General features: G+C 34.8%; 11 protein-coding genes. 4 read left to right on the top strand and 7 right to left on the bottom strand.

Going from position 1 to position 12563, the window contains the following annotated elements; genetic code table 11:
- Positions 1–14 precede the first annotated feature (14 nt).
- The 4 genes from HUE87_RS02365 (at position 15) to HUE87_RS02350 (ending at position 4379) form a co-directional block, all read left to right on the top strand.
- The gene (locus HUE87_RS02365) at positions 15–1445 is read left to right on the top strand and encodes a hypothetical protein (protein ID WP_194367147.1); all 1431 of its coding nucleotides are present in this window, start codon (positions 15–17) and stop codon (positions 1443–1445) included.
- A 38-nt stretch (positions 1446–1483) separates the two neighbouring features.
- Positions 1484–2026 carry a peptidylprolyl isomerase gene (locus HUE87_RS02360; protein WP_194367146.1) on the top strand — a complete coding sequence of 181 codons (543 nt, stop codon included), beginning with the start codon at positions 1484–1486 and terminating at the stop codon, positions 2024–2026.
- A gap of 63 nt (positions 2027–2089) precedes the next feature.
- Positions 2090–3739 carry an inorganic phosphate transporter gene (locus tag HUE87_RS02355; protein WP_194367145.1) on the top strand — a complete coding sequence of 550 codons (1650 nt, stop codon included), beginning with the start codon at positions 2090–2092 and terminating at the stop codon, positions 3737–3739.
- A gap of 136 nt (positions 3740–3875) precedes the next feature.
- The gene (locus tag HUE87_RS02350) at positions 3876–4379 is read left to right on the top strand and encodes a redoxin domain-containing protein (protein ID WP_194367144.1); all 504 of its coding nucleotides are present in this window, start codon (positions 3876–3878) and stop codon (positions 4377–4379) included.
- Positions 4380–4482: 103 nt separating this feature from the next.
- On the opposite strand, the gene HUE87_RS02345 is transcribed toward HUE87_RS02350, so the two are convergent.
- The 7 genes from HUE87_RS02345 to HUE87_RS02315 all read right to left on the bottom strand — a co-directional run bounded on the left by HUE87_RS02345 (position 4483) and on the right by HUE87_RS02315 (position 12530).
- The gene (locus HUE87_RS02345) at positions 4483–7899 is read right to left on the bottom strand and encodes a molybdopterin-dependent oxidoreductase (protein ID WP_194367143.1); all 3417 of its coding nucleotides are present in this window, start codon (positions 7897–7899) and stop codon (positions 4483–4485) included.
- Between the two features lie 13 nt (positions 7900–7912).
- Positions 7913–8815 carry an NrfD/PsrC family molybdoenzyme membrane anchor subunit gene (nrfD, locus tag HUE87_RS02340; protein ID WP_194367142.1) on the bottom strand — a complete coding sequence of 301 codons (903 nt, stop codon included), beginning with the start codon at positions 8813–8815 and terminating at the stop codon, positions 7913–7915.
- Positions 8815–9453 carry a 4Fe-4S dicluster domain-containing protein gene (locus HUE87_RS02335; protein WP_194367141.1) on the bottom strand — a complete coding sequence of 213 codons (639 nt, stop codon included), beginning with the start codon at positions 9451–9453 and terminating at the stop codon, positions 8815–8817. The genes nrfD and HUE87_RS02335 overlap by 1 nt, the downstream gene beginning before the upstream one ends.
- Before the next feature lie 297 nt (positions 9454–9750).
- Positions 9751–10224 carry a DUF2231 domain-containing protein gene (locus HUE87_RS02330; RefSeq protein ID WP_194367140.1) on the bottom strand — a complete coding sequence of 158 codons (474 nt, stop codon included), beginning with the start codon at positions 10222–10224 and terminating at the stop codon, positions 9751–9753.
- 77 nt (positions 10225–10301) lie between these two features.
- Entirely contained in the window at positions 10302–11594 is a 1293-nt protein-coding gene (gene hisD / locus HUE87_RS02325) for a histidinol dehydrogenase (protein ID WP_194367139.1), read from the bottom strand.
- Positions 11591–12013, bottom strand: coding sequence for a thioredoxin family protein (locus HUE87_RS02320; RefSeq protein WP_194367138.1), 423 nt, complete (start codon positions 12011–12013; stop codon positions 11591–11593). Before HUE87_RS02320 ends, hisD begins: the two co-directional genes overlap by 4 nt.
- Entirely contained in the window at positions 12006–12530 is a 525-nt protein-coding gene (locus tag HUE87_RS02315) for a shikimate kinase (RefSeq protein WP_229855194.1), read from the bottom strand. Before HUE87_RS02315 ends, HUE87_RS02320 begins: the two co-directional genes overlap by 8 nt.
- Positions 12531–12563 lie beyond the last annotated feature (33 nt).

Genomic DNA, 12563 nt, shown 5'->3' with positions numbered 1-12563 from the left:
TCTCTTCTAAATAAATGAAATCTCCTTTTCTCTTATCTATATTTAAAAAAAACATTCATGTAATAAAACACTTAAATACAATCTTAATTAAAAAACTAAAAAAACTGTGTAAAAGCAATGATCTTATAATATATGAAAATATTACAATATACCACTATTCAAAAAAAACAATAATTCCCTTATTAATAATTGATGCCAATCGCGGTATTTACATATTTGAACATAAAGAGTGGTCATTTGATGATCTAAAGAATTCTACAATATCAAAATCAAGCCATCAATCTTCTACAGATCAAAGTTTGTCTTATGAGAATAGGCAAGAGTTTATAAAACAAAAATTCAATGAGCTAAGTCATAGCGATGGAGTTCCTATTTACAACTTTTTACTTATGGAAAATCTAGATAGAGATCAATATGATTACCTTGATGACTCGTTTAAAATATTACTTCCATTTGAGAAAATAATATTTAATGATACGCTAGAATCAGAATTGGCTATGAAACTACAAGAAAATATACCAATACTCAAAGAGCCATCTAAATTAATTGATATTATAGGTAATCTATTTATTCAGTATACAATAATAGATGATATGGGACGAAAATATGTTGCCACGCAAGAACAAATAGAATTTATAGATTATGAATCAAACAATACATTAACCATATACGCTGAAGAAACCTCAGGAAAGACAAGTGCTATTATTTTAAAAGCTTTACTATACGTATTAAAATATCCTAAAAAAAATGTAGTAATTGTCAAGCCAACTATATTTGATTGTGATATGTTAAAACATATACTTAATATTACAATAGAGTATTCGATGGTTGAAGTAGATATAGATGCTATAAATATAGTTACTCCAGAAGAATTCACTTCAAGAAAAATAAAAAAATCTGATTTAATTATTTGTGATGATACAGAATTGCTAGAACATAACTTCTTAACTAAAATAAAGACTATACAAAAAAATCGTGCACTTATTTTAGTAACTAGTGATAAAAATGTAAATCCAAATTTTTCATTCAGTAAGCAATTTAGACTAGCAACTCAAAACTTTGTATTTAAAAAAGAAAATCAAAATAATAAAGTTCTAGAGATAATATCAAATCTGCTTAAAAATAATAGTGCCAAAGATATTTTAGTTTTTAGCAACTCACAAAACAGAGAAATTCTTTTAAATAAACTAGAGCTATTAGTACCAGGAAAAGCTGGTTTTTTTGATTGTTCAGATAACTTAATTGACCAAGACTTAAGTAAAATTCTTCTTCAAACATATGAAAATATATCTACACTTGGCTCAAAATTTATTTTACTGACTGATGTTGAAAGTATTCCATTTGAAATTATAGAATACACTGCTAAGAGATGTAGTAACACTACTTACATAATATATAAAGATCAATCTGAAAAAATAAATAATCTTATAACTAAATTAGCCTAAAGTAGGTACAATTACAGTAAATATTATTAGGAGAGACAATGAAAAACATCATACTATCACTACTACTGGCCCTATCTGTAAATCTATTTGCGGAAAATGAAAATCCTTTTGTAGTATTAGAAACGACACAGGGAAATATTGAAATTGAGCTATTTCCAGGCGTAGCGCCGTTAGCTGTTGAAAACTTTACAACACATATAAAAAATGGTTACTACAACGGTATTATTTTTCACCGTATAATCAAAAATTTTATGATACAGGGTGGAGACCCTACAGGAACAGGCAGAGGTGGTAGCAGTATTTGGGGAGAAGCTTTTAAAGATGAGTACAAAAGTGAAGTATTTTCTCGTTCAGGAATTGTTGCTATGGCAAATTCTGGTCCTCATACAAATGGAAGTCAGTTTTTTATAACAACAGCTCCAACACCTTGGTTAAATGGAAAGCATACTATATTTGGTCGAGTGACAACACAATCGTTATCAATAGTACAAAAGCTTGAAAATGTGCCTACTACTGGACGATCTAGAGGAGACAGACCAATTGAAGATCAAGTTATAATAAAAGCATATATTAAAAAATAACTTTTAAATCTATATGCAGACGAGTCACGTACAATGTACACAAATTAAAAAAGAGAGATATTTATGGAAATACAGACTATTAACAAACTTGAACAAGAGGCTCTCAAGAAGAGTGGGACTGATTTTACAAGATTAGGATTTGCACTATTTTTTATGATAGGTGTTTTAACATTTAGTTTGTTAAACAATGGTGGAATATCTAACAATATGTTTTTAGCCGTGGCTGCACTAATTGGTGCTTATATGGCTATGAATATTGGGGCTAATGATGTAGCAAACAATGTAGGTCCGGCGGTTGGTTCCAAAGCACTGACAATGACTACTGCGATAGTTATTGCTGCTATTTTTGAAGCATCTGGAGCAATGATAGCAGGCGGTGAAGTTGTAGAGACTATCAAAAAAGGGATTATTGATATTGCGGCTTTTGGAGGACATGCTGATACTTTTATATGGGCGATGATGGCTGCTCTTTTAGCAGCAGCTCTATGGCTTAATTTTGCGACTATGATGCGTGCTCCAGTTTCAACGACTCACTCCATAGTTGGCGGAGTTATGGGTGCCGGTATTGCTGCCGCAGGTTTTGGTATAGTTAATTGGGCTACAATGGGTAAAATTGCTGCATCTTGGGTAATTTCTCCTGTTCTAGGCGGTGTTATTGCAGCTTTGTTTTTGTACTCCATAAAGAAATCTATTGTTTTTCAAGAGGATAAGGTAGCTGCTGCAAAAAAATGGGTACCTCTATTTGTTGCAATTATGTCCTGGGCCTTTGTAACTTATTTAACACTAAAAGGACTTAAAAAAATATGGCCGCATGTTGTTGAAGCTTTAAATATGATTCCTCTTGTTTCTATGGAGATGACAAAAAAACCAACTCTTATGACAGCGCTGACCCTAGGATTTATAATATCTGTGATTGTTTATGCTCTTGTAAAAAATAGAATAAATTCAAAAACTACTACTCTTGAGAACAGTCGAGCATCAGTAAATACTATGTTCACTATTCCTCTTATATTTTCAGCAGCTCTTCTTAGCTTTGCTCATGGTGCGAATGATGTAGCGAATGCCGTAGGACCATTAGCTGCTATAAATGATGCAATTATGAGCGGTGGCGTTTCATCTAAAGCTTCTATACCATTATGGGTAATGGGTGTCGGAGCATTAGGTATTGCAATAGGACTTGCACTGTATGGCCCTAAACTTATAAAAACTGTCGGTAGCGAAATTACAGAACTTGACCAAATCAGAGCATTTTCTATTGCTATGGCTGCGTCGATAACTGTAATTATTGCATCACAACTTGGTCTTCCTGTCAGTTCTACTCACATTGCAATTGGTGGTGTATTTGGAGTCGGTTTTTTAAGAGAGTGGCTACATGTAGTGGATGATAAAGGAAATACGGTCGAAGAAGACCAACTCATCATAAAAGATGAGCAGGAGAATAAAGAAGCATATACCGCAGAGCTTAAAACATTAGAAGAAAAAAGCAACAAAGAGAAAGAAGATTACACTAGAATAGTTGAGCTGTATAAACTCATTGCTAATGAAAAAAGAATAATTAAATCTACTAAGAAAAATATTAAAAAATTAAAAAAAGTTGAGTATGTCAGAAGAGATGCTATAAAGAAAATTGTTGCTGCTTGGGTTATTACTGTCCCAGCAGCAGCAGTACTTGCAGGAATACTATTTTTTATGATAAAAGGCATAATGTCATAACAAACTTTATGACATGTAAATAAACTTACATGTCAATTGTCTACTTCCCAAATAATCTTTCAATTTTTTTATCAATAAACTTCATTAATGATAGTACAATTACTACAAAAATAAAACTGTAAAATTTTGGATAAATATGAAAGAAAAAATAAAAAAATACATAAAAGAGATTTTACTATTTATTGTTGTTATAACTATATTTGCTAATCTTCTTAGCTTATACAGAAGTGTAGATTTAAATAAACAACCCTTATTGCTTAAAACAGTCACTCTCTTAAATAGCATAGATTATACACTAAAAGATGACATACCTATATTGGTGCATTTTTGGGCAACCTGGTGCCCTGTATGCAAAGTAGAAGCAGGCAATATTCAAAGAATATCTGAAAGTTTTCAGGTTATCACTATCGCACTTAAATCAGGAAGTGACGCTGAAATACAAGATTACTTATCTCTTAATCATTTAAATTATAAAGTTATTAATGATAGCAGTGGCTCAATTACCGCTGATTTTGATGTTTCGATATTTCCTACAACCATTATATATGATAGGAATAGAAAAGTTCTATTTAGTGATGTAGGATATACAAGTACTTTTGGATTGTGGATAAGAATGTGGTGGGCTACTTACTTTAATTGATAAATGGGAATAATCCAATTTATGATTGCATGTTGCTCAGCAAATAAATATTTACCTCTCATGAGGTAAATATTTTAAACTGACAGCTATAGCGTTACTAAGACTACTTAGTAATTTTTACAGCATATGCTTTGTCTGAAAGTGGCACCCAAGGTCTCTTGATGTGCTGAGGACGACGTAGTGTAGAGTTTTCATCTAACCCACGAGTAAGGTCGTCTCTCCAACCCTGATATATTTTAAAGTTATTTTCATAATTAACATAGATATCACCTATCTTGTCACCTGGCTGTGCAGCTTCTAAGATAACTTTTTGATGCCAACAATGCATACCTGAAATTGGATCTGGATGAGCAGCAGCAACAGCATTTTGCCATGAACCACTTAGTCCATCCCACCAGATATTTCCACTATCTCTATTTTGATCAGCAAATCTGTCTGCATGGAAAGGTGTAATTCCCTTAATATATTTAAGTTTACCCTCTTTCCCATCCATCTGTAGTTCTGCTGTTGGAACACCATAGCTATTAAGCCCAGAAGTACCATCATAATCTTCAATCTTAATTTGTCCAGCAACTTTACCAGCATTTTCAGGTGAGTGCGCCATAAATTTAGGATCATTCATATTTCTAGCAACTGGCTGAGAGTCAACCTTACCGTCCGAAACACCGTTAGGAATAGTAACAGAATTAACAAGTTTCCAACGACCACCATGGTGTGAACAAGCAAGTGTACCAGGAAGTACACCCTCGGTTGGAACAGCCATAGCCACAAAGTAACCAGAGTCTAAACCAGTGATACTGTCTGTAATTCTTACGCGAATCGCATCACCGCGCTTAAATCCTTGACGTTTAGCATCCGGAGTTGAAATCCAGATAGGGTCATGGTTTTGTGAGATTTCCATCAAGTGCTTAGAGTTAGCCGAACGCGTATGAATATTATATGGCAAACGGAAAACAGTATTTAGAGCATAAGAATCTTTTTCTGTCATGTAAGAATGATTTACATGTGAAACAATCTCTTTCATCTCTTTTTTCTCTTCTTCGTTTCTTGGATAAATTGGAATAGCATATTCCGGCCATTTCCAATCATCAGCAAACCATTCACAGAAAAAGTCAAGTTTTTTGTCTAGTGTTGCGAAACCTTCCATCTTAACACCATCGATTTCAATACCGATAGATTTTTTCTTGCCATGAGAATCTGCAGTCATAACACCCGTACGCTTATCAATAGTTACATGCTTTTTATCGTATTTATGACCGTGAGAAATATAGTTTTCACCATCATCTTTAATCACTTTCTCTTGAGAAGAGTAGATATGGTTCTCTTCCATCCAAGCACCATGATCTCTCATGTACTCATAAACTGGGAATTCTGCATTTTTATATCTATCATCTTCTGTTGCAGTCTTTTTAAGATTTGGTAAGTTGTCACCAAATGCAGCATTATACCACTCTGCAATTGTAACAGGAGTACCAGGAGTTTTCTTAGATTCCCACATAGACTTGATAGTTTTAGTTTTAGCAGCGTCTAAGAATATATCACCCTTAGGGTCGATGTAGTTAACACACATATCAAACCAGAACTCATTCTCTTCCCAAACTTCACCAAGACCAGCTTTAATGTGAGCTTCAAGTGTAGCTCTTGCAGGGTTCTTAGGCTTCCATCCAGCTTTTTCTAAAGCAACACGCATAACCGGTTGACGGAAAGAAGTCCATCTTGCAGGCATAGTAGCTTCCGAGTGTTGATCGTGTCTCTCACCAGCTAAACCAACAGGTAAAATATAATCAACATACCAGTTAGTCTCAGACCATACTGGAGACAAGTTAAATGTTAACTCCATTTTAGACTCGTCTTTAATAGTCTCTATCCATCTGAACCCATCTGGATTTATCCAAACAGGGTTATACATACGAGGAATCCAAACAGCTAGTTTCTCAGCTACCTTTAGTCCTTTATCTTGCCATTTCTTCTGCCATTTTTTATCAGCTAGAAGGTGTGGTAAAAGGTATGACATCTCATAAGTCGACAAAGGCCATTCTGGCGGCCATGAAAGCTCATTGTATACATCAATTTTAGGTACATCTGAACCACGTTTACCTTGACCAACAGTTGCACTACCACCTTTACCAGCTACAGAAATAACATGGAAGTGATGGAAGAATGTACCACCTACTGGACCGATTGCTCCACGTAAGCCAAGCATTAAGAAACCTGTACGACCAGATGTCCAACCACCAAGGTTACCAGCAGCAGCTGCACGCCAGAAGTATGTAGAAACTGACGTATCAGCCCAAATAACCATATCATATAACTGCTCTAATTTATAAGCAGGAACATGAGTTTCTTTTACAGCATAATCTAGTGTATATGGAGTATAAAGCTCTTTTAGCATACCTAAATATGATTCAAAGTCGTTACCTTTAGGTGCTTTAGAGATATACCCTTTTTCTACCATAAAGTTTAGATAATTTTTATTATCCATCATAACTTCCCAGTTAAACCATTTTTTAACGAAAGCTTTATTAACTTTATTCTCAGTTAACATACGTTGAACTAAGTAAAGATAAATTGCAGCTTCAGTACCAGGCCATGCAGCAATCCATAAATCTGCCATACCAGCAGAGTTTGACATACGAGGATCCATAACTACAAGTTTAGCACCTTTTGAACGAGCATCCGCTATATGTCCAGCAGCTTGTTGGAAATAGTGACCAGCATCTGCAGCGTGAGACGAGTTAAGGAAAATTAGTTTCGCATTAGCCCAATCTGGAGAACTTCTATCATCGTTTGCCCATTGAATAGTAGGCGTACGACCACCAGCAGAACAGATGTTTGTATGTGAATTAAAACAATCTTGACCTAGAGTTTGCCATACTTTACCAGTAAAACCATTCTCATTTGGACGACCAACATGGAACATACATGATTTTTTAGATAACTCATCGTCACCCTTCATTGCATCATGCATTTTATTACCGATTGTAGTCATTGCCTCGTCCCAAGTAGTACGAATCCATTTACCTTCACCACGAGCAGAGCCTGGAGCTCTTTTAAGTGGGAATGCTATACGATCCGGATCATACATTTGAGATTGTGTTGCATAACCTTTAGCACAGTTACGACCACGAGAACCTGCGTGAAGCGGGTTACCCATATACTTCTTAACTGTAAAAGTTTTCTTATCAATCCAAGCTGTTAAACCACAAGAAGCCTCACAGTTTGAACATGCTGTTGGAACGATAGTGTAATCATTTACTTCGATACCGTCTGGATTAGAATCACTTCTAACGCCTTTACGCTCAATACCACCTCTTTTCCAATCATCTCCATCTAGCTCTTTAAAGTCAGCCCATTGATCCATAGGAGGATAGAACGATAATGAGTCTGGTGTATCAGTAAACTTACTATCGCTGACGGAATCAGCAATCGCATCGCTTGTAAATACACCCTTTGCAATACTAGCACCTGCAACGGTAAATGCAGCGCCTTTTAAAAATGTTCTTCTACTTTGTAAATACATTAAATTTTTCTCCCTAACTCATTGGTAATAATTGTGGAATCATTAGCCATACATGTTTAACTAAAGCTAGACCAACTAGTGATAAAATAGCTGCTAGTTTTAAAAGACTTTCACTTTTACTTACTCTACTTAATACTATAAGCAACATTGGTAAAATGTAAGTCATCCATTGACCCAACCAGAACATAACAGTATATGGTCCATCACCTTTGATGTATTCTAAAGTAGCTGCAACTTCTTCTGCTTTCATTGGACCAAATACATATTCTGACATATAGATAATAAATGCCATTAATGCACTTAAACCAAGAACTGCGCCTAATGTTTGTTTAGCCTCATAAGTAAGCTTATTTCCGCCAATTAAAATCATAGCTGCTGCACCAGAAAGCAGCGCAGCTAAAATCATTTGCGCAGATTCTGCTGGCATTTGCCATAGTTCACGAGCTGTACATTGAGACAGAAGTGCTGCTGTATAGAGTGTTACTGGGATTGCAAGAATCGTTGTCCAAAATAAAACTTTATCATAAACTACATCATTTTTCTTCCATCCTAAAAATATAAGAAGTGTCAACAGACCTAAAAAGCCTGAAGCCATAAATGAACCAATAGCAATAGCAGATGTCCAATGTGGATAAACAAATATATGCCACATTCTGAGTGGTTGGTGCAAGTCTGCAAGTGTGAATAATAAGAAAATATTAATAAATACAAATGCTACTATAGCAGTTGGAAGTCTTAATTTTTCTGCTTGGTTTGGATACATTCTCAAAAGCATAAACAACATAAAAATAACACCCGTACCAATACTTTTTGCCCATGTATTAACTGTAACTAACCAAGGCCAAACTATACCTGGTAATGCTACATCTAAAGTTACTACAGCGTTTGTAGCTGCTAATATTTCATGTGCCGCCATTAGTGGTGTCCTCCTACAGGAAGTGTTGTAATTTTGTTAAATAGTGAATGTCCATCAACTCTGTGAGATGCAAGTGGATTCAGACCAACATTACCGCCACCTACATAATAGTGATGAGGGTTAGTTCCCTTTTCAGGTTTACGCACTTGTACTCCACCTTGATTCTTCATTATATACTTAGATATATTTGAAGTAGGGTCATCTAGGTCACCAAAGATATTTGCTTGAACTGGACAAGCAACAACACAAGCTGGCATCATACTAGATGCAATTCTGTGAGCACAGTATGTACATTTATCAGCAGTTTGCGTTTGAGGATCAATATAAATTGCTCCATAAGGACAAGCCATAACACAGCCCGCACAACCAATACAACGCTCTTTGTCGATATTTACAATACCATTATCAAGATAGTGTAGTGCACTAACAGGACAAATTCTCTCACATGGTGCATTTTCACAGTGATTACATCTAAGTGGAGTAAATGTTCTTTTTGTTTCTGGAAAAGTTCCCACGTCTACATATTTAACACGAAGTCTCCATGTACTTAGTGGAACTTCATTTTCCACCTTACATGCGATTTCACACCCTTTACATCCCATACACAGATGCAAATCAACTAGGAAGCCTAATTGCATATATTCTCCTTGTAGCCTTTTGCTTGGCAATTGTTAAGATTTATAACTATAACTAATCTCTAAAAAAAGAAGTCCTTATTATTAAAATAATAGCACTACTTACTGGGGGAATACTACCTATATAAAGCTTAAACTAGTTATAAAAAGTGATAAAAATATGATAAAAATATATACTTGTGTATAATTTGATTATTTGCAGAAGAAGAAATATAATATGACTTATGTTGTTTTTTTATTTAAAAATACGTATGGTACACCTTTTGAAATGATATACCATAAGAATCCTATAGATACAGTTTATTCCTCGTCATCCATACTGTTTTCAGCAAGGCATGCTCGACCTTCAGAGTGGTCCTTTACATGTGCTCCATAGCTGTATGTAAGCTCACCACCAATTTTACCTTGACTAAGAATTCCTGCACTTATTCCTGCAAGTAAGAGAACTGCTAAAATTTCTACTTTAAAAATATTTTTTAAACAACCAAAAAATTTCACTAACGCGACTACAGTCATCGAAATTGCTAAATACATACCAAGTTGAGCGTGCTCTTTTAATAATTCTTTACCTTCAATAGATAAAAACTTGTACACTTCACTGCCATCTTCTTTACCTGTAAAGTATGCTACAACGACGAAAAGTGCTGCGAATACTATAAAGCGTGTTGATATTTTTGACATTATTTCTGTCGGTCTGAAAAGGTAAAGTAATCCTAAGACTAAAGAGATGATTGGTAGAGATACTGCAAAATGAGCTACTGCCGGATGTATCATGTGAATTTCCTTATAATTAATTATAAGGTAATTTTACACTTTAAATATTATCTTTTTTTACAATAGTAAAACTAATTTTATTTTTTAAGCCTAACTCTAACTGATTGCTCATGGGCAGTTAAGCCTTCAGTATTCGCAATTAGAGCACACTCTTCCCCCACTTCATTAATAGCTTTTTGACTAAATGAAATAATAGATGTCTTTTTCATGAAGTTTTCCACTCCAAGTGGGGAGAAAAACTTAGCTGTGCCACCAGTTGGTAAAGTATGGTTTGGTCCAGCCATATAATCACCTATTGCTTCAGGAGTATTATGTCCAAGAAATATAGCTCCAGCATGTTTTATAAATGGAAGAAACTCAAAAGGTGAGGCAGTAGCAACCTCCAAGTGTTCTGGTGCTATCTCATTCATTAAATCAATTGCTTCATCCATATCAGAGGTAACTATTATGGCACCTCTATCTTCAATAGATTTTCTTGCTATCTCTTGACGAGGAAGTTTTAGTAACCATGCTTCAAGCTCAATTTTCACCTCATCCGCTAACTTCTGTGAAGGGGTAATCAAAATAGAGCTTGCCATCTCATCATGTTCAGCTTGTGAAAGCAAATCTATCGCTAAGTGACTTGCATTTGCACTGTCATCTGCTAAAATTCCTATCTCGCTTGGCCCTGCTATCATATCTATATTAACATCACCAAAAACCATCTTTTTTGCTGTTGCTACAAAAATATTTCCAGGTCCTGTTATAACGTCAACTTTTGGAATATTCTCAGTTCCATAAGCCATAGCTGCAATTGCACTTGCTCCACCAACTTTATAAACTTGGTCTACTCCACATAGATGACAAGCCGCTAGCAGAAGCTCATTTGGTTCATTGTCTGGAGTTGGTGTACACACCACAATATTTTCAACTCCTGCAACTTGTGCCGGAATAACATTCATAAGCAGTGAAGATGGATAGGCAGCTTTGCCTCCAGGTATATAAAGCCCTGCAATATCAACTGCAGTCACTTTTTGACCTAAAATTGTTCCATTCTCTTCAGTATCAAACCAAGATTTTGGCTTCTGTTTTTCATGGTAAGCTTTAATTCTGTCATAAGACAAATGCAAGGCTTTTTTCAGTTTTTCATCAATATTCTCATAGGCTGTTCTCATAGACTCTGTAGAAATTTTTAGATCATTATCATCTATAGGAGTCCAGTTGTCAAACTTTGCTATATGCTCTTTTAATGCTTTGTTTTTGTCAGTTCTAATTTCGCTTATGATATTTCCAACTATAGCACTAACATGTGCTATATCCATCTTTCCTCTTTGCAAAAGCTCTTCAAACTCAGCTCTAAAGTTACTACTTTTTGAATCTGTGAAAATCATTTTACATTTTTCCTTTTATTGAAATCTTCTTTTACAATTTTTAATGCTTCTAAAAAATTCTTTGCATCAACAGCACCCATTAGTGGCTGAAACATTGGTTGTCCATTCGGATATAAAAACCATATAGCTGGTGTTCCAGGTTGCCATAACTCTTTTGGCATATAATCCTGCTCATCACTATATGCAACGATTGAAACGAACTCTTTATTTAGCTCTGCTATAACTTCTTTGTCTTTAAATGTAGTATCTTCCAGAATAACACAATACTTACATGTATGTCTTGATGAAACAAATAATACAGGCTTATTAACTCTTGCTGCCTCTTGCATTCCCTCGTTAAAGTCTTTTGCCCAACTTATCTCTGATGCACTTAGTCCAACCGAAAATACAAACAATAAATATATAAAAATTTTACGCATACTTTTTTACCTTTTTTAAAATCTCTTTAGAACAGTCCATTGCACTTTTATTTGTAACATCTATTACTATATCAGCTAAAGTCAAGTACTCAGGTAAACGCTCATCATATAATTCTTTTGCTTTTTTCATATCACTTAAAAGTGGTCTTTTTTTAAGCTTACTAGCTGAATTTGGATGATCTTTAATTCGTTTTAGTATTTTATCAAAAGGAGAGTTAAGAAATACTACTATTCCAATATCTTTTATATTTTTCTGTTTATAAAATCCGCCACCTGTAGATATAAGAGTATTTTTAACACTATTCTCGAGCCACTTAGAGAGTTTATGCTCTAAAACTCGGAAGTATTCTTCACCATCGTCTGCAAAGATTTTTTTTATGCTTTTATTTTCCATACTCTCTATAAGGTCATCAGTATCTATAGCAATGTAGTCTGAATTCTTAACAACTTCACGGGCAACACTACCTTTTCCTACCCCCATAAAACCAATTAATATAATATTGTTACGACTCGGCATTTAGTGCCTCCTTGCATTGAACTTTAGTTCTTA

Source organism: Candidatus Sulfurimonas marisnigri, assembly GCF_015265475.1.
GTDB lineage: Bacteria > Campylobacterota > Campylobacteria > Campylobacterales > Sulfurimonadaceae > Sulfurimonas > Sulfurimonas marisnigri.
The sequence above is the reverse complement of the archived record's forward strand: the minus strand, read 5'-3'. Positions and strand labels throughout refer to the sequence as shown.